The organism is Undibacterium sp. TC9W, from assembly GCF_049339865.1.
Taxonomy (GTDB): domain Bacteria; phylum Pseudomonadota; class Gammaproteobacteria; order Burkholderiales; family Burkholderiaceae_D; genus Undibacterium.
The window spans coordinates 1-17,798 of record NZ_JBMPPJ010000039.1; the positions used below are offsets into that span (position 1 = coordinate 1).

The 17,798-nt window shown below is 49.8% G+C and carries 12 protein-coding genes; 7 read left to right on the plus strand and 5 right to left on the minus strand.

Going from position 1 to position 17,798, the window contains the following annotated elements; genetic code table 11:
- Positions 1-309 precede the first annotated feature (309 nt).
- Complete coding sequence (locus ACO0LN_RS29320) at positions 310-981, minus strand: energy transducer TonB (protein WP_162040463.1); 672 nt, start codon at positions 979-981, stop codon at positions 310-312.
- A 1,007-nt stretch (positions 982-1,988) separates the two neighbouring features.
- Here ACO0LN_RS29320 and ACO0LN_RS29325 point away from each other — a divergent pair.
- The 5 genes from ACO0LN_RS29325 (at position 1,989) to ACO0LN_RS29345 (ending at position 10,923) form a co-directional block, all read left to right on the plus strand.
- The gene (locus tag ACO0LN_RS29325; protein ID WP_422980130.1) at positions 1,989-4,724 is read left to right on the plus strand and encodes a TonB-dependent receptor; all 2,736 of its coding nucleotides are present in this window, start codon (positions 1,989-1,991) and stop codon (positions 4,722-4,724) included.
- 160 nt (positions 4,725-4,884) lie between these two features.
- Positions 4,885-6,399: a tryptophan halogenase family protein gene (locus tag ACO0LN_RS29330; RefSeq protein WP_422980132.1), complete on the plus strand. Its 1,515-nt coding sequence runs from the start codon at positions 4,885-4,887 to the stop codon at positions 6,397-6,399.
- A 138-nt stretch (positions 6,400-6,537) separates the two neighbouring features.
- Positions 6,538-7,275, plus strand: coding sequence for a YoaK family protein (locus tag ACO0LN_RS29335; RefSeq protein WP_422980134.1), 738 nt, complete (start codon positions 6,538-6,540; stop codon positions 7,273-7,275).
- Positions 7,276-7,348: 73 nt separating this feature from the next.
- Positions 7,349-9,457 (plus strand): tetratricopeptide repeat protein, encoded by a 2,109-nt coding sequence (locus tag ACO0LN_RS29340; protein ID WP_422980136.1) that lies wholly within the window; start codon positions 7,349-7,351, stop codon positions 9,455-9,457.
- Between the two features lie 8 nt (positions 9,458-9,465).
- Positions 9,466-10,923: a M48 family metallopeptidase gene (locus tag ACO0LN_RS29345; RefSeq protein ID WP_422980138.1), complete on the plus strand. Its 1,458-nt coding sequence runs from the start codon at positions 9,466-9,468 to the stop codon at positions 10,921-10,923.
- Positions 10,924-10,948: 25 nt separating this feature from the next.
- Here the strand turns inward: ACO0LN_RS29345 and ACO0LN_RS29350 are convergent, their stop codons facing one another.
- The 4 genes from ACO0LN_RS29350 to ACO0LN_RS29365 all read right to left on the minus strand — a co-directional run bounded on the left by ACO0LN_RS29350 (position 10,949) and on the right by ACO0LN_RS29365 (position 15,449).
- Positions 10,949-11,608: an amino acid ABC transporter permease gene (locus ACO0LN_RS29350; RefSeq protein ID WP_162058174.1), complete on the minus strand. Its 660-nt coding sequence runs from the start codon at positions 11,606-11,608 to the stop codon at positions 10,949-10,951.
- Between the two features lie 448 nt (positions 11,609-12,056).
- Positions 12,057-12,866: a transporter substrate-binding domain-containing protein gene (locus tag ACO0LN_RS29355; RefSeq protein ID WP_422980140.1), complete on the minus strand. Its 810-nt coding sequence runs from the start codon at positions 12,864-12,866 to the stop codon at positions 12,057-12,059.
- Between the two features lie 274 nt (positions 12,867-13,140).
- Positions 13,141-13,455: a hypothetical protein gene (locus ACO0LN_RS29360; RefSeq protein ID WP_422980142.1), complete on the minus strand. Its 315-nt coding sequence runs from the start codon at positions 13,453-13,455 to the stop codon at positions 13,141-13,143.
- 317 nt (positions 13,456-13,772) lie between these two features.
- Positions 13,773-15,449 carry a peptide chain release factor 3 gene (locus ACO0LN_RS29365; RefSeq protein ID WP_422980144.1) on the minus strand — a complete coding sequence of 559 codons (1,677 nt, stop codon included), beginning with the start codon at positions 15,447-15,449 and terminating at the stop codon, positions 13,773-13,775.
- A 217-nt stretch (positions 15,450-15,666) separates the two neighbouring features.
- Between ACO0LN_RS29365 and ACO0LN_RS29370 the strand changes: the two genes are divergently transcribed.
- A complete protein-coding gene (locus ACO0LN_RS29370; protein ID WP_422980146.1) occupies positions 15,667-16,413 on the plus strand; it encodes a hypothetical protein in 747 nt (248 codons plus the stop codon).
- Positions 16,414-16,766: 353 nt separating this feature from the next.
- Entirely contained in the window at positions 16,767-17,780 is a 1,014-nt protein-coding gene (locus tag ACO0LN_RS29375; RefSeq protein ID WP_422980148.1) for a S1/P1 nuclease, read from the plus strand.
- The last annotated feature ends 18 nt before the right edge of the window (positions 17,781-17,798 follow it).

Consider the following 17,798-nt stretch of genomic DNA (forward strand, 5'->3'; position numbering starts at 1 on the left):
GGCAACGGCGGCTGTCACAGCCAGGAGTGTTGCAGCCAGGAATGCGGAGAAACGGGTTTTCATTGAGGTGCTTCCTTTTAACAAAATAAGGTTGGTATTGCTTACTGCTGTTTTTATGTATTACTTGAATATTAAACTTTAAGACCAAACATCTTCACCACAGAGACACAGAGTCACAGAGAAAAGCAAGAGGAAGGATTTCGTTTTGCACAGAACTGATTGAGTAAATACTTGTTGCTTTTTCTCTTTCAGGTTTCTCTGTGCTCCTCTGTGTCTCCGTGCCTCTGTGTTGAGAGGTCTTGATCTCTTTTATTCCAACTTCCAAACGTATTGAACTTTCGCCCAGGTCTGTTGTGGTTTGCCATCGACGGTACCTGGTTTGTTTTTGCAGGAACCTGACATCAACTGGGATTTCACCGCATTGTCGAGACCGCGGAAACCGCTGGATTTGTCGATCTTGACGTCGGCGACAGAACCATCTGCACCAATCAGGACGGACAACAGGACGGTGCCTGTTTCTTCATTACGCAGGGAGGCACGCGGATATTCCGGTTTGCATCCACCGACGTTGAAGTCGATCACGCCTGGTATCGTGACGGGACCTGTGGCCTTGGTTTCTGCAACTGGTGCAGGTGGGGCCTGGGTCTTGGTGAATGTCGGGTTTTCTGGCTTGACATTCGATACCGCTGATATCGCTGGCTGTTGCTGGACCGGCTGCTGGACCTGAACTTCCGGTGGCGGAATGAACGGTGGCGGCGGGGCCAACAATTTTGGCGGCGGCGGCGGCGGGGTGTCTGGTGGCGGTGGCGGTGGCTTCACTTCTTCTACCAGCTTGACTTCTGCTGGCTTGATCACCACTTCCATCGCTTTGCGCGCCAATCCAGATACCAGGGCATATACCACCAGTACGTGAAATGCGATAACCAGCCCTAAGCCTATAAACTTCTTCCCCGGCTCTTGCTGGCGATTTGAAAAATCCATTACTGCTCCCCCTATTATTGTGAAGATATTTTCACCAACCGGCTCCCATACACGACAGCAATAACAGGTTCAGGACCAGGAGCAGTTTGCATCGCATTGCTTGGATAAATGATGCGTCAATTCATGTGTCTGCAATTTTGCAGACGCACGCATGTCCCGAACTTTATCCTTGCAGGAAAACACAAAAATACCACTCCCGTACAACTTGCCCTGAACAGCCTTGAATACGTCTTAAGTAAGCGCCAGTCTTTAGAATCTGGCTCACTGTAGTGTCCTCACAACTGGTTGTCAAGAGGTATCTATGTGGAATTAAGTCTACCATTTTCAGGACATCCTGAAAGGCTCAAATCAGAAGGTATTATGAGCCTTGCTCAAGCAAAAATTCACGTCAAAACAATGACACATTTTTGCAACTGGTCTTAACTCATCAAATAGCAAATAAAGCCATCAAGCACAACATGACCGGGGCAACACCCATGTCTGTCAGTGCTGTCAGGGGAATTTCAACCATGTTTTCCGTGCACAGAATGCACCGTTAATACCGCACTCAAGGCATAAGTAAATAAATTTAAAAAACCAAGTTCAAAGCCACTTCAAATCCACTTTACCGACTAAAAAAAAAACAATTAAAGACCACATGTGGGAATAAAACATCAGTCCACTTCTTATCTTCTGAATTTGAAAAGAATAATTTATTCAATAAAAACATATAGATAGAGTCGATACACATATCAAAGAGACAATCATTTAAACATCGCAAAGATACCACTTAGATACCGATTGACAACCTGTTTGGTCACCACTAAAGTGCTTCACATCCGGTGTTGTTGTTTCGAGTGGTAGCTAACTCTGAATGACTTTTACTGCAGCGGGTTGTACCGAAAATACTCACTGTCAAAACATCAAGTGTGTAGGGTATGGGGGAGGAAGCAATTTTTTGTCACGGATCTAAAGCTTTTCACAGGTCTTAACCGAAGGAGAAATAAATGCAAAATAAAATGAGTCCAATGAGGAACAATTTAACGCCCGTGGCGTCCGCTGTTGCGGTACTCATCATGAGCGTTGCCATGCAGGCGCAAGCACAAGAGGCAACAAAGCCCGCAGTGCCTCAAGAAGTGGTTGTAACTGGTATTCGCGCATCCCTGCAGCAATCTTTGAATCAAAAGCGTAATGCTGATAATTTCGTTGAAGTCATCACTGCCGAAGACATCGGCAAGATGCCTGATAAAAACGTTGCAGACTCTCTGCAACGCGTACCGGGTGTCAGCGTTGCTGCGGCCGGTGGCGGCGAAGGCAGCTTTGGTGAGAACGATCGCGTTGCCTTGCGCGGCACACCATTTGGCCTGACATTGACAACACTTAATGGTCACTCAGTATCGAGCGGTGACTGGTTTGCCGACAATATCGTTGGCGGTGGCCGCAGCGTCAGCTTCTCTTTGTTCCCATCCGAACTGATAGGCCGCGTAACTGTACATAAAGGCTCCCAAGCCAACCTGCTTGATGGCGGTGCTGAAGGTGTAGTCGATATCGAAACACGCAAGCCACTGGATTTCAAAAAGCAATTCAATGCACAGGCAAGTATCGGTCTGGTCAACTCTGCCAACTCCGGCAAATCTGATCCTCAGTTGAGCGGTCTGATCGCCTGGAAAAATGATGCATCTACCATGGGTATTCTGGTACAGGCTTTCCACCAAAAACGTACTCTGAGCCGCGCTGGCCAAGAGAATCAAATCTGGTGGGATAAAGTTGATGTCGGCAGCCCTATCGATAGCGCCATCAAAGGTGCTGGTACAGCAAACACAGCAACATCGCCAGCTTCTGGCGCAGTCACCAACTATCTGGGTGGTACAGCATGGTTTGAACAGCAACGTACTCGCGAAGGCGGTTTGATTGACTTCCAGTTCAAACCATCCAAAGATGTGAACATTGATATCACTGCATTCCAGTCTCATTTGGATGCACCTAACGTCAATCACAACTTCATGCAATCCCTAGGCCGTTTCGTCGGGCCTTCCTGGGCAACAACTGGTTTCCCAACCAGCGCTGTCAGTGGCACGTTGAGCCAGGGCGTTATTTCCCAATTGTCCGTTGGCAATCCTGCCGGTTGCGTACCTTGTAGCGGCATGTCCAGCTCTGTACAGGAAATTTTCTCCCGTCCTGTAGCAGAAAGCCAGTCTCAGTTCTTTAACATCGACGGCTCTTTCCGCGTCAATGATCAACTGACGCTTGCCGGCAAAATCGGTACAACCAAAGGCCTGGGCAACACTATCAGTGGTGCGATGGGTATCTGGATGCCATGGACAGGTGGTAGCTACACAGTTCAGGGTTCTGACAAGCCAGTGATTTATGTCACACCTGGTGCTGACAAGTTCTCTATCGGCGGCTTTAATAATGGCGCACCTGGCACACCTGGCGCACCATACACTTACGGTTCACACGTAACGGCCAATGACAAGGAAGACTACGCACAAATCGACGGCACGTTCAAAACCAATCTCGCCAGCATCCCTACTCTGCGTTTCGGTTTCCGTGCTGCTGAACACAAGCGTGATCTGACGTCTATCGGTAACAATGCTTTGCCAGGTTTGAGCAATGCAGCCAACTTGCCTATGTCTGGTTTGACAGCCTTCCCAGCCATTTTCAATGATCTGGGTGCCAATGGTGCGGGTTACTGGACTTTCTCTCAAGCTTCTGTGAATGCCTGGTTGGCGCAATACACCAACTACTCTGGTCATTTGCTGCAAAATGAATTCTCCATTAAAGAGCCAACGCAATCTGCGTATGTGATGGCTGATTTTGCAGGCGAAGGCATCAGCGGTAATTTCGGTTTGCGTGTTGCCCGCACCAGCGAGCAAGTCACACGGAATGAGATCGGTGCTTCCGGTAATTTTGAGCCACGTACCTATAACAACAATTATGTCGATTTCCTGCCAAGTGCAAACTTCCGCATGGATCTGAACAAAGACATGGTTGCCCGTTTTAGTGTTTCTCGCACAATGGCTCGTCCTGAACTGGGTCAAATGGCTGGTCTGGATCTGCGTGACGTACAAGGTACAGGTAACGGTGGTAACCCTAACCTGAAACCTATCCGTGCAAACACAGTAGATCTGGGCGTGGAATGGTATTTCGCTCCAAAATCCCTGGTCTCTGCTGATATTTTCTACTCGGCTCTGGATGGCTACGTGACTTACGGCGCAAGCACAGGCACGTTCTACAACCAGATCCAGAAGAAAAACACTGTGTATGCAATGAGTACGCCTATCAATACACAAGCCGAAGTTAAAGGTCTGGAACTGGCTTACATCCAGGCATTACCAGCAGGTTTTGGTATCAACGCTAACTACACTTACACACTGGGTAAAGAAACAGGTGCAGCTCCTGGTTCCAAGTGCGGTGATTTGCTGGCTCCTGACTGTACTCTGATCGGCACTTCCAAAAATGCATACAACATCGGTGCATTCTATGAAGATGGCAAGTTCAGCGCACGTCTGACTTACAGCTATCGTTCCGGCTTCCTGAATGGTACCAGCCGTAACAGCGCCGCTTACCAGAACGATATCGGTACTTTGTCTGCAACACTGGCTTATCAGATCAATGACAGCTTCTCGATCTCTCTGGATGGCAAAGATCTCAATAACCCATTGGTCAGCTCTACCTGGAAAACACCAGGTGCAGCAGATTTGCCAGCATCCCTGTATAAAAATGGCCGTCAAATCTTCCTGACTTTGCACGCGAAGATGTAAGCTGTTTTGTAATTCTATAGCGGTAAATGCGGGGAAGTTGATTCGTTGTTCTGCTTCCCCGCTTCATAAGTGATGGTGCATGCCTGCCCCATCACTTTTTTTCATTTTCAACCCTGTTGTCAGATATTCTTCTGATACTGTTATCTTTACGGCAAACGATATGACTACACAAGACTCCATAAAAAAAATCCTGGTTGTCGGCGGCGGCTCTGCCGGTTGGATGGCAGCACTGCTGATTGCGCATTCCGTCAAGGGCAAGGGCATACAGGTTTCCGTCATAGAATCAGAAACCGTTGGCGTCATTGGTGTAGGCGAAGGCTCAACACCAGTCATGAAGCGCTTCTTCGACACCCTGGGCATACAGGAAGCAGAGTGGATGCCTGAATGCAATGCCACCTACAAAAGCGGTATTGCCTTTGATGGCTGGTCAAGCAAACCCGGTCATGCGAGTTATTTTCACCCGTTTGTGACCATGATCGATAATCTGACCTTGCCATCCTTTATCGACAACGTCAAAGCACGCTTACAAGGGGCAGATGTCTGTGCCTTGCCGAACAAGTTTTTTCTTTCGGCGCAACTGGCTGACAGTTGCCTTGCACCCATCGGTGATCACAACTTCCCTTTCTTTACTACCTATGGCTATCATTTCGACGCCATGCTGCTCGGCAAATTCCTGCGCAAGAAAGCCTTGCAGACAGGCATACAACATATCAAGGCGCATATCGATTACGCCCGTCTGGATGAAAAAGGGAATATTGCCGCCGTCAGCCTGGCTGATGGCAGTGAACTGGCTGCAGATTTCTTTGTCGATTGCTCAGGTTTCTCTGCTCTCCTGATAGACAAGGCACTGAAAACAGCTTTTGTCAGTTACGCAGATAATTTGCTTAACGATTCAGCCATTGCCATGCCTACCGACATAGGCGACAAGATTCCTACGCTGACCGTATCCACTGCTATGAAGCATGGCTGGGCCTGGAAAATACCGCTGCAAAACCGCTATGGCAATGGCTATGTATATAGCTCAGCTTTTACGACGGCAGATCAGGCAGAGACAGAATTACGCGAAAAAATTGGCACGCTTGACTCTGACACGCCAGCACGTCATCTGAAGATGAAACTCGGCCGTGTGGAAAAACACTGGAACAAGAATTGTCTGGCTGTCGGGCTATCGCAGGGCTTCCTTGAGCCGCTGGAAGCGACGGCACTTTACCTGACGCAAATGACCGCTGCGATCTTTTGCCTGTTCCTGGAAAAAGGTGATTTGAGCGAACAGGCTCAACAAGTCTATAACCAGGAAATCAATGATTATTTTGACGGGCACAGGAATTACATCATCGCCCATTACAAAACCAATACCCGGACAGATACAGAATACTGGAAGGCTAACGCAGCCAACCTGCACAGGATACCTGATTCGCTCAAGCACGTCTTTTCGACCTGGCTGGAAGGCCGTGATCTGGGCGATGAAATACGCCGTCAGAATATCGAGAAGTATTACCCGGTAGCCTCCTGGTACGCTTTGCTGGCGGGCATGGGCATATTCCCCGATACAGAAAAGAAAACAACTGCTGGTGAACAGCATCGACAGTACCCGCTAGGTGACTTTATCCAGCGTTGCGCCCTGAATTTTCAGGATCACCGCAGTTTTTTGGCTAAGCAAAAGCCTGCGATGTGAGTTGACTGTCACGGAAATAGAGAAGTGAGCATGTAGCAATCAACCTGTTCAAAGCAAGCAAATGCAGGCGGACGTGCATTTTTGCCAGTTTTTCAGCTAAACTCTGCTCAGACTGGCAAAAATTCTATCGTTTCCTGCATGCCCATCAATTATCTCGCCAAGCTGACCTCACCCAAGCGTACTCCCCGGTCTAACCTGCACCTGGGAGTAAGTCTCGCATGTGTGGCTGGCGCTTTGAACGCGGGTGGTTTTCTGGCAGTAGGTCAATATACCTCCCACATGACAGGCATGCTTTCCTCTGCCGCCGATGACCTGGTCCTGGGTAAATTACTGCCTGCATTTGCCGCACTGTTCATGCTGATTGCCTTTGCCTGGGGTGCGGCATGCACCGCTATCATGGTGAACTACGCCAAACGTAACCACTTTCGCTATATCTATACCCCTGTCTTGCTGCTGGAAGCAGTGTTGCTTTTGGTATTTGGCCTAGTTGGTACTGAATTGCAGGAACACGCCGTGATTACCGTCTCGTTCACCACTGTCCTGCTCTGTTATGTGATGGGCCTGCAAAATGCGCTGATCACTAAAATCTCACAAGCCGAGATACGCACTACCCATGTCACCGGTCTGGTCACTGATATAGGTATAGAGCTCGGAAAAATGATGTATTGGAACAGGAATAAAGGCGAGATTCAACATGAAAACGAAGTAGGCGCCAATTTGCAAAAACTGCGTTTGCATGGCTTGCTGGTATTCTCGTTTTTTTTCGGCGCTTTGACTGGCGCGTATGGATTCAAGTATTTCGGTTTTATTTCTACCCTGCCCATCGCCACTGCGCTGGTGGTTTTGTCGCTGGCACCACGCTTCAGGAAAGCCTGATGCTTCTCATGTAATCGTTTGTACATCCCTTATTTCAATTTATTACCGTTGGCTATCTCATTCATAAACCAGTATGTCCATATCTGATCCAGCCAATTTATTCCAGCGCGTGCCAGAGTTGCGCACTTTCAGCGATGACCCAAAAATCAGCCGGGCCATAGAATCTGGAGATCCGTTCAAGGTCTATCGTTCCCTGGTCCTGGCACGCCTGTTCCGTCGCCTTCCACAGCATAAGGATGTACTCAAGGAGCTGACCAGTGAACGCCGTCTGTTTGCCAAGCCACTGAAAGGTACGCCTTCGCTAGGAACAATCAACTCGGTAGGCTTCAGTTTTGTCGGTGAATCGGAGCGGGATACTGACGGCAGCCATATTGCCCTGCATGCTTTTGTCATCCTGTTTGGCATACCACTCGTTCCCATGGGATCTTACGTAGTGCGCAGCACTGGCGACAGGCAATGGCAAATTTATGCCCGTGCGCCCCTGGGCATCATGGGCTGGTTATATACACGTGGCCTGGCGCTGACCATGGTCATCATGGTACTGACCGGTGCGGCGGCAAGTTATCAGGAAGCGAGCACCCAGAACCTGACCATACTGAATGGTTTTGACATACCCGTCAAAGTGAAGATAGGGGAACAGGCACTGGTCGTGGCAGCACAAGGACGTGCAACCATGACCTTGCCAGTAGGTCAATTAAAAGGCGAAGCCAGCAGCGACAAGACTGGCATCATCGACACCTATGATCAGACGCTGGCAAGCACTGACCGCTATAACGTATGGAATATCGCCGGGGCTGCCCCGCTGGTGGAAAACACCATCATTTATAGCAAAGTCAAACCAGCCTCTCCAGAGCAAGCTGGCAGCCAGACCGTGTATTGCGGCAAGCGCCTGCTGGAATTTGCCGGTGTCGAGTATCTGTTCACAGAACCGCCGCAAACCAAGAGCATGAGCAAGCACCAAAGCAGTGTCAGCGCCAAGCAATTGACTGTTGTCAACCAGGCTGACACCCCCGCTGTGATGTCCTGCCTGAATTATGCATTTGGCCACGGTCAGGAAAAAGACATGTTGCCCGCGCTGGAAGCCTATGCCGCCATCAAGGACTGGGATACGCGCACCACTGACATTGCCCTGTATGTCGCCAACGGCATCTCGCGTGCAGAAGCGCTGCGCCTGAGCCGCAAGGTCTTGAAAATACATCCGGACAATGTATTGCTGGAGCGCGGCATCCAGGATTTGCGTGATGATATCGGTGAGCATGACATGATGCTCAAGGAATATGCCCAACGCGCCAGTCAGGCTGCTGACTCTTCGTCAGAGCAATACTTGTATGCCTCGCTATTGAGCGGTAATGAAGGCTTGCTGGCAATGAAAAACCTGGCGAAAAAATTCCCGCAAGATGCCAATATCCTGCGCAGCCTGACCTGGCGTAAATTTGTTCACGGCGACAACCGTGGCGCTGCCCAGGATTTGCAGCAACTGCATAAACTGTCGCCAGAAAATGCCAGCTATTTATTGGATACAGAAATCAAGCTGTTGCTGACGCAACAACGCCCCGCTGATGCCCTGAAATTACTGGATGCAGCAATCAATAACAGCAAGGGTCTGGAAAGAGCCGTGCTTACTGTCGAATTCAATGAAATAGCCAGACAACAGGGAATTGGTGATCCCGAAAAGTATTTGCGCAGCATGCCGGACGACGACAATGACAATATCCTGGATATTTATCGCGCCAAAGCTGGCTTGCCACCGAACAAGACAGAGCATCGTGACATGCCCATGGTGAAGCTTTCACTAAGCTTGAGCAGTTCACCGGAGCAGACACTGGATCTGCTAAAACATATCAACACGACACAGATACGCCAGCATCTGGGAGCAGATCAACTGGCACTGCTGTATGGTGAAGCCAGCCGCATCAATGACAAAGCCACCCAGAATCAGTTGCGGCAGATGATGCATATGCGCAAAGCCGATTTGTCGGTTTTTGAGCAATATGTGCGGGGCGAAAAAGTGAACCTGGATGAAGTAGATTTTGAAACAGATGTGCTGGCTGCGGCTTATTTTATCCGCTCACGCAATCCACAACTGTCGGCGCAGGAACGGCAGAATCTAAGGCAGTTGGCGGCCAAAACAGATGTGCTGCAAGGTGTAGTCAGCACGGCAATCAGGCAATGGAAAAGCTGAGTTAATTTATGAAAACAGAACATCAACGCAAACCACAAAAAACCAATCTGACGCGCCGCGCCGGACTGGTTGTCGCCCTATGGGTTGGCTTTTGGGTACTCGCCCTTGGGCTGTTAATTGCATTGGCATGGGTGCCGATTACCCAGATCAATCACCGCTCCTCCTTGCAATTTTCTGGTGTCATTGCAGGTATTGCGGCATTGACGCTGGCGTATTCGCTGCGGCCACGCAGCAAGGAGAAAAAGAGCGGAAATACCGTTAAACCTTTATCACGCCAAACCGCTGAACCCTTGTATGCGCTGGTAGAGCGCATCGCCAAGGAACTCAAGGTAGAAGCACCAGTGAATATTCACCTGATAGGTGTGGCATCTGCCTTTATCAGTGGCAAAAAGAACTGGCGGGGGAAAGTGAAGGAGCTTGAGGTTGGTCTGGGCCTGCCTTTGCTGGGCACACTCTCGGAGGCGGAACTGGGCTCAGTCATTGCCCATGAATTTGGTCACTTTGTTGCAGGCGACCTGTCACTCGGCCCCTGGGTATATCGCACCCGCACGTCTATCGCTTATACAGTCACAGATCTGGACGACTCCATGTTTTTCCTGGATGTCCTGTTCCGTTATTACGGCAAATGGTTTTTGAAATTATCAGCAGCCGTATCACGCGAGCAAGAATTCGCTGCCGACGCATTGGCTGCCAAAAAATTTGGCCCGGTAGCTACCCGGGCGGCGCTGGAAAAGGTGCATTTGATTTCACCGATGTGGTCCAGTTATCTTGACTATGAACTTGGCCCTGCCTTGAATCGTGGCGTGCGCATGCCTATCTTTGAAGGTTTCCGCCGTTTCTGCAAACCCGGCGTAAAGCGGGCCGATATTCAAACTGCGATCAACTACGCAGAATCACACACGACCACGGAATTTGATACCCATCCCAGTCTGGAAGAAAGGGTGGCAGCCGTTGTACCGGGTGCCAAACCCAGCTTCCCTCCCCTGTCTCAGTGCCTGCATTTACTGGGTGGAGAAGCAGAAACAGAGAATGCCTGGTATGCGATGTTTGAAAAAGAAAACCTGCAGCATTGTGACTGGGACAGATATGCTACCGAAGTCTTGCAGGAGCAGAATAAACAGCGATTTGCCGGTAGCTGGATGGACCCGCAAGCCCTGCCCCTGAATGAACTGGTCAAGATGGCGACTGATCCAAACAGCTTATGGGACAGGCTCAGGCCAGAAGGTGTCAGCTTCCTGTCGCCGTTGGGCAAGCGTCTTTATGTACTCGAAATCATGGAGTCCTGGATTGCCGCGTGCCTGACACATTATGGCTATAAAGCCAGCCTGCTGCCTGGCCAGGCACTGACCATGACACGGGCTGACACCAGGCTCATGCCATCAGAATTATTGCAAGCAGCGCTTCAATCAAAACTCACTGTCACTTATCTGAATGGCCTGCAAAAAGAGGCGGCACAACCCGCCTAGGCAAGCGGTGCGGTACGGTGCCGTGTCAAACCTGATGGGCTTTTTGCAGACGTTTTTCCAGGCGTCTTTGTACAACTTCAAAACACAGGCTCAATGCCCAATAAACGCAAGCGGCTGCAATATACAGTGGCAAGGGGCGAAAGCTGGTGGCGATGACTTCTTTGGTCGCCAGCATCAGCTCTGTCACGGTAATGACCGATACCAGAGAAGTGTCCTTGATCAGACTGATCAGGGTATTGCTCATGGATGGCACTGCCACGCGCATGGCTTGTGGCACGACGATATAACGCAGGGTCTGTCCATAATTCAAACCCAGGCTGGAACTGGCAGACCACTGACCGCGACTGACACCAACTATTGCACCGCGTATGCTTTCTGACAGATAGGCACCTGCGTTCAGGCTCAGTGCCAGTATGCCTGCCGATGTCGCTGAAAATTCTATACCTATGCCAGGCAAGCCGTAATAGATGACGAAAATCTGTACCAGCAAGGGTGTGCCGCGTATCAGGCTGACATAGACAGCAGCGGGAGTGCTGATCAATTTGCTTGGCAATATCCGCGCAACCGCCAGTAAGAAACCCAGTATCAAACCACCCACCATGGCACCAATGGCAAACAACAGGGTATAGGCAACGCCCTTCAACATGACCGGAGCGGCCATTTGCAGCAATTCGAAAATTTCCATGGCGACTTTAAAAAGAAATATCCCCGTGATGACGGGGATATAGAACTCATTTCATAAATAGGATGCGTGCGAAAAAGTCGATTTGGGATGCATTGCAGCGTTGTGCCCAAATCGTCAGTTCCCGGAGGGTTTGCCTCATAACGTGCGCTGGACTGCAGGTGTTAACAATTCGACTCGTTGTCAATAGGCAAAGCTATTGACTGCCTCGTCCCCTTGCAGGGCGCATGCGCGCTTGCAAGCGCACATCGTACGCAGGCGTGCAGCATGCTACACGAAACCCCTGCTTTACCCTTAACAGCCCACGTTATGAGGCAAACGCATCTCACCCTATTTATGAAATGAGTTCTAGTGACATCAAATGGATTACATCCACTTAATCATACATGCGTAGGCAGCCGACAATCCATATGAGACAGTATTGCCGGCCTATTTTCAGCTAGTTTGTCGCTTATTGTGCAGCAGGTGCCTTGCTGACATCCTTGCCAAACCATTTATTGGATACTTTGGCAAAGCTGCCATCCTTGATGATGTCAGCCAACGCTGCATTCAAGGCAGCGGCAAACTTGGGGTTATTCTTTTGGAAGGGAATACCATTTTTTGCAATTTCACCGATAGGTGCGCCAGCTTTGATAGGCAGATTGCTGGTCTTGACGAGGTAGGCAACCATCAAGCTGTCATTCAATGCGGCATCCACACGGCCAGCGGCCAGATCTTGCAGGTATTCAGGTGCGCCCGGGTAGCTCTTGACTTCAACACCAGCCACCGCCTTGGCACGTTCTTCATAATTACTACCCTGGCCTACGCCAAGTTTTTTGCCTTTCAGGTCTTCCAGGCTTTTGAACTCGCGTTTCTCATCTTTTTTGACGATGAGCTGTGCGCTGGAAACAGTATATGGATCAGAGAAATCAAATGTTTCCTGACGCTTGGCAGTAACGCCCACCTGATTGACGATGACATCAAACTTGCCTGCCGACAAACCTGCGAGTATGCCGCTCCATTCAGAAGTCACGAATTCTGGTTTAACACCCAGTTTAGCCGCCAGTAATTTGGCAACATCAACGTCAAAGCCGGCCAGTTCATTGGTTTTGGTATCTTTAAAATTGAAAGGAGGATAAGTCCCTTCCAGCGCGATTTTCAAAGTGCCGCGTGATTTAACCGTATCAAGCAAGTCTGCGGCTGTTGCAGTCAAAGAAGCACCAGCCAAAATAACGCCAGCCAGTAAAGTGGAAATTGTTTTTTTTGTAGAAGTTTTCATCATATCCCTGAGAAGTTTTTTACACCTTCGTTATTGATAACAGAAGGCATACACATTGAAACATGCCAGAAAGAAAGATTTATCCGGCGACCTGTATATGATATGGAGTCTGACTACATTAGGACAACGAAGTATTTCTTATTTGCATATACCAAGCCAGTCTATATGCGAAAAACATGGAAGGATTGTAAAACCGGGAATTGACAGCGCGCCCCTTATACTCTTGCCGCAAGGAAAAATAGAGGCGCGCCGGAATGCTCAGAAGGATCAAAAAAGATCAGAAAGAAGGCAGGTCGTTCAGGCTATGGCCAGGCGTATCGTCGCTGGCGGTGCTCAAGCCACTGGCACCATCTTCATAATATATGCCTACAACTTTTGGTCCCAGTATGATGCCATTTTCACCGTGGAACTTTGGTAATACTTCATCGCCATTGGCAATGGTATCCAGCACTGTCTGTACATCGGCCTCCTGCGGGTCATCTACCATGGCGGGGGGCATCACCTGGCCGCCCTTGCTCTTACCCCAGCGTACTTTGGCGACACGCTGGCCGCTGCCGTCAAAACGGACTGCTTCAATAAAAAATAATGCCATGATCACGCTCCTCATCAAAGTTGCAAAAAAACCGGGAAGGAAATTGATTGCCCACCTGCAATTTCTGCTATTACAGATACTGCTACAGGGCTATTAGGTGTGTGTACATTATCTTGCACCCACAATATGACAGCTACATGTCAACTGCGCGTCATATCGCTGTGCAAAAAGCTGATCTTAAATGACCATGTTAGCAAAATAAAATCTGCATTCAAGTAAATTTTTAAAGCCCCAATAGCAAAGCGGCTGACAGAAGCTTTTTGCTCTGTCAGCCGCTTTTTTAATGGCGATGCTTACCGAATGTGAGGCAGATAGCCTCAGCTCAATTTAGCAGCATGTTCACGTGTAGCGTGGAAAGTTACGCCAGGCCAACGTTCTTGTGTCAATTTCAAATTCACACCCGAGGTCGCCAGATAAGCCATATTGCCTGCCGCATCATAGGCGATGTTGCCACCGGCACTGGAGCGTTCAAAATCAGCCAGCATTTTCTTGTCGTCGCAACTGATCCAGCGCGCGCTGCTGATGCTGGTGCCTTCAAACACGGCATCAACGCCATATTCGTTTTTAAGACGGCTGGCAACCACTTCAAACTGCAGGACACCAACGGCACCCAGCACCAGATCACTGCTGACGACAGGCTTGAATACCTGTACCGCGCCCTCTTCACCCAATTGCTGTAAGCCTTTTTGCAATTGCTTGATTTTAAGCGGATTCAAGATACGTGCCGTGCGGAAAAAGTCAGGTGCGAAGTAAGGGATGCCGGTAAATTGCAGCAATTCACCTTCTGAGAAGCTGTCACCTATCTGCATATTGCCGTGGTTAGGCAAACCGATGATGTCACCGGCGTAAGCCTCTTCTACCTGTTCACGCGAAGATGCCATGAAGGTCACGACAGACGACACTTTGATCTCGCGGTTCAAGCGCAGATGTTTGAGTTTCATGCCGCGTTCAAAACGGCCAGAACACACGCGCAAGAAGGCAATACGGTCACGGTGAGCCGGGTCCATGTTTGCCTGGATTTTGAAAATAAAGCCAGAGAACGGGACTTCTTTTGGTTCAACAGAACGTATCGTCGCATCACGTTCACGCGGTGCCGGTGCCCAGTCCAGCAAGGCATTCAAAATTTCACGTACACCAAAGTTATTGATGGCAGAACCAAAGAATACCGGTGTCTGCACACCTGCCAAAAAGTCTTCCAGACTGAATGGATGGGATGCGCCATGCACCAGTTCGACTTCCATCTTTAGTTGCTCGATTTCCAGCGGGAACATCTCGACCAGGCGCGGGTTATCAATGCCCTTGATGACTTCAAATTCCTGGTCAGCACGTTCACTACCAGGGGTGAACAGCAAAATCTCGTCTTTCAGGATGTGATACACACCGCGGAAAGTCTTACCCATGCCTATAGGCCAGGTCACGGGTGCGCACTGTATCTTCAGTACAGACTCCAGTTCATCGAGCAACTCCAGCGGGTCGCGGGTTTCGCGATCCATCTTGTTGACGAAGGTGATAATGGGCGTATTGCGCATGCGGCAAACATTCAGCAGCTTGATAGTCTGTTCTTCCACACCCTTGGCGGCATCAATCACCATCAGGGCAGAATCGACTGCCGTCAACACACGGTAGGTATCTTCAGAAAAATCCTGGTGACCTGGGGTGTCTAGCAGGTTGACCACGTGGTCGCGGTATTCAAACTGCATGACGGAGGACGCTACCGAGATGCCACGCTGCTTTTCGATTTCCATCCAATCGGATGTCGCATGGCGACCGCTCTTGCGCGCCTTGACCGTGCCAGCCAGTTGAATCGCGCCGGAGAACATGAGCAGCTTTTCAGTCAGCGTGGTTTTACCCGCATCCGGATGGGAAATAATGCCGAAGGTACGGCGACGTGCCACTTCGCGGCTGATCAGGTCTTTCGATGCTGCGCTGGACGTAGTTGTCTCTGAGACTGACTCGTGGCCGGATTCAGCGCTATCGTCTGGGGATGTATTCATGGTGTTCATGCTGATGCCGCAAAAATGAAGAAAAACACGCAAGTTTAGCTGGTATTGGGGGCGAAGTCGAATGCAAGCGCTGCCAGCGCCTGTGCAATTTGCCACCCGTTACAAGAAAAATGAAGGAAATAACAATTCCCCCCAGAGATTTTCTTGCACTTTCCCATGACAATGCCATCATGTGGGCATGACGATATCTACAATAACTTAGTTCACCATGAAGAAATTTGCTCTTACGGCAACATTTTCTTTCTGCGTATCCATGTCCATGTCTGCACAGGCAGGTTCTGGTTATTATCTGGTCAGTATCTATGAAAATGAGGGTGAAAAGACCATCGATTTCAAATCCTGGTCTTCATTCCCCGAAAACCGGGCGACCTCGACCGTACCTGAACTGGGTATCAGCTATATGCCCAACAAGACTTGGTACACCGAAGTGTATGCAAGTTGGGCAAAACGTGGCGCAAGTTCGCTGGCAAATAGCGCCTGGACCTGGCAAAACGACTTCTTGCTGACTCATGGACAATATCCGGTTGATCTGGCGCTACATACTAGCCTGAACAAAAATACCGACAGCAGCCGTGGCCTGGACTTTGAATTTGGCCCGGCCATGCAGACTGAATTTGGCCGCGTCCAGGTAAATACCAATGTATTTCTGGAAAGAACTTACCGCACCACGCCCGCCAGCCGCATGCAGATGAAATACCAGTGGCAGGGTAAATACCGCCTGCGGTCTGAGCTGGAATTTGGTTTACATGGCTTTGGAGAACTCGGTGACTGGGACAACTGGTCAGCCAGAGCCCGGCAATCTCACCGCGCCGGCCCCATGATTTCTGGCAATGTCAGGCTGGGCAATACGCCGGACAGCAAGCAAGCCATCAAATATGAAGCCTCGTATGTCGTGGGCAAACTCAATACCCGCCATGCCGGGGTGTTCAGCATGCGCCTGCAATATGCCTTCTGATCAGAACTCATTTCATAAATAGGATGAGTGCGAACAAGGCGATTTGGGATGCAGTGCAAGGCGTGACCTGCAGCTAAGGCTCCTGCCTTAGCAAAGGGCACAACACAGCAATGCGCCCAAATCGTCAGTTCCCGAAGGGTTTGCCTTATAACGCATGTTGGACCACGTTGGATTCATTATCAGTAGCGCCGCTATTGACGGCCTCACCCGCTTGCCCGCTCACGTTATGAGGCAAACGCACCTCACCCTATTTATGAAATGAGTTCTACACACAATTTAATCAGTTTGCTATATCCTCGTCATCTTTGCTGCTTACCATCTTTGGTATTGATTACTCCTTATCTGATATTTCTATGAAAAAGCTACTGATATCCGCTTTCATGCTGGCGCTGGCCAGCTTGCCTCAACTGGGCTTTGCCTGGGGCGCAGATGGGCACCAGACGGTCGGTGCCGTCGCCGAAAACCTGCTGGCAGGCAGCAAGGCTGGTGCCCAGGTCAAGGCCCTGCTGGGTGATAACTCACTGGAAAAAATTGCTGTATGGGGTGATTGCGTCAAGGGCATCGCGCCGGACAAGGATTTTGCCTATACATCTACAGGCCGTTATCCAGAATGTGCTTCCTTTGAGACGGCAGCAGGCATCGCCGCCATGGCTGACTATGTAAAACGCAATAACACCAATTGCAACCCAGCCTCTGACGAAGAGAATTGCCACAAGCAATATCACTATGCCGACGTGGCTTTGCAGCATGATCAATACAAGCTGGGCTATGTTGGCACCAGCGATCACGATGTCGTGTATGCGATCCGTGCTGCGGTCATGGTCTTGCAAGGTAAACCGCAGCCTGCCCCGTTCAATTTCAAGGACAAGCAGGAAGCCCTGATGTTATTGACTCACTATGTCGGCGACTTGCACCAACCACTGCATGTAGGATCTGTGTTCCTGAATGCGGACGGCAAGATCGTCAATCCTGATGAAGGCCAGTATGACCGTGGCAGCAATACCGTAGGCGGCAATGCGCTGCAATGCCCATGTGGCAATTTGCATTCGCTGTGGGATGACCTGCCACAGCAATTCAAGCGTGGCCGCATGAATGATGCGCTGACCAAAAAGGCAAAAGCAGTGGCACCAACTAATGGCGCTATCGAAGAATTGCCCGTCTTGTGGGCCAATGATGCCATCCGTGATGCCAAGGTATTATTTGCAGGCACACAATTCAGTAAAAGCACACCGAACCAAAGAGGAAATAACTGGTCTATCGCTTTACCACTCGAATATGAAAAAACCATGCTGAATATGAAAGAAGATGCGCTGGCGCGTGCCGGTGCCCATCTGGCCCAGTTGTTAAAAACCATCTGGCCTGAATAATTCAGTCTTACGTCTCAT

Excerpts from the sequence above, each read along its gene's own strand:
- ACO0LN_RS29370 (WP_422980146.1), top strand. The coding sequence starts at position 15,667 with ATGAAGAAATTTGCTCTTACGGCAACATTTTCTTTCTGCGTATCCATG.
- ACO0LN_RS29325 (WP_422980130.1), top strand. The coding sequence starts at position 1,989 with ATGAGGAACAATTTAACGCCCGTGGCGTCCGCTGTTGCGGTACTCATC.
- ACO0LN_RS29375 (WP_422980148.1), top strand. The coding sequence starts at position 16,767 with ATGAAAAAGCTACTGATATCCGCTTTCATGCTGGCGCTGGCCAGCTTG.
- ACO0LN_RS29335 (WP_422980134.1), top strand. The coding sequence starts at position 6,538 with ATGCCCATCAATTATCTCGCCAAGCTGACCTCACCCAAGCGTACTCCC.
- ACO0LN_RS29345 (WP_422980138.1), top strand. The coding sequence starts at position 9,466 with ATGAAAACAGAACATCAACGCAAACCACAAAAAACCAATCTGACGCGC.
- ACO0LN_RS29360 (WP_422980142.1), bottom strand. The coding sequence starts at position 13,455 with ATGGCATTATTTTTTATTGAAGCAGTCCGTTTTGACGGCAGCGGCCAG.
- ACO0LN_RS29340 (WP_422980136.1), top strand. The coding sequence starts at position 7,349 with ATGTCCATATCTGATCCAGCCAATTTATTCCAGCGCGTGCCAGAGTTG.
- ACO0LN_RS29350 (WP_162058174.1), bottom strand. The coding sequence starts at position 11,608 with ATGGAAATTTTCGAATTGCTGCAAATGGCCGCTCCGGTCATGTTGAAG.
- ACO0LN_RS29320 (WP_162040463.1), bottom strand. The coding sequence starts at position 981 with ATGGATTTTTCAAATCGCCAGCAAGAGCCGGGGAAGAAGTTTATAGGC.
- ACO0LN_RS29365 (WP_422980144.1), bottom strand. The coding sequence starts at position 15,449 with ATGAATACATCCCCAGACGATAGCGCTGAATCCGGCCACGAGTCAGTC.
- ACO0LN_RS29330 (WP_422980132.1), top strand. The coding sequence starts at position 4,885 with ATGACTACACAAGACTCCATAAAAAAAATCCTGGTTGTCGGCGGCGGC.
- ACO0LN_RS29355 (WP_422980140.1), bottom strand. The coding sequence starts at position 12,866 with ATGATGAAAACTTCTACAAAAAAAACAATTTCCACTTTACTGGCTGGC.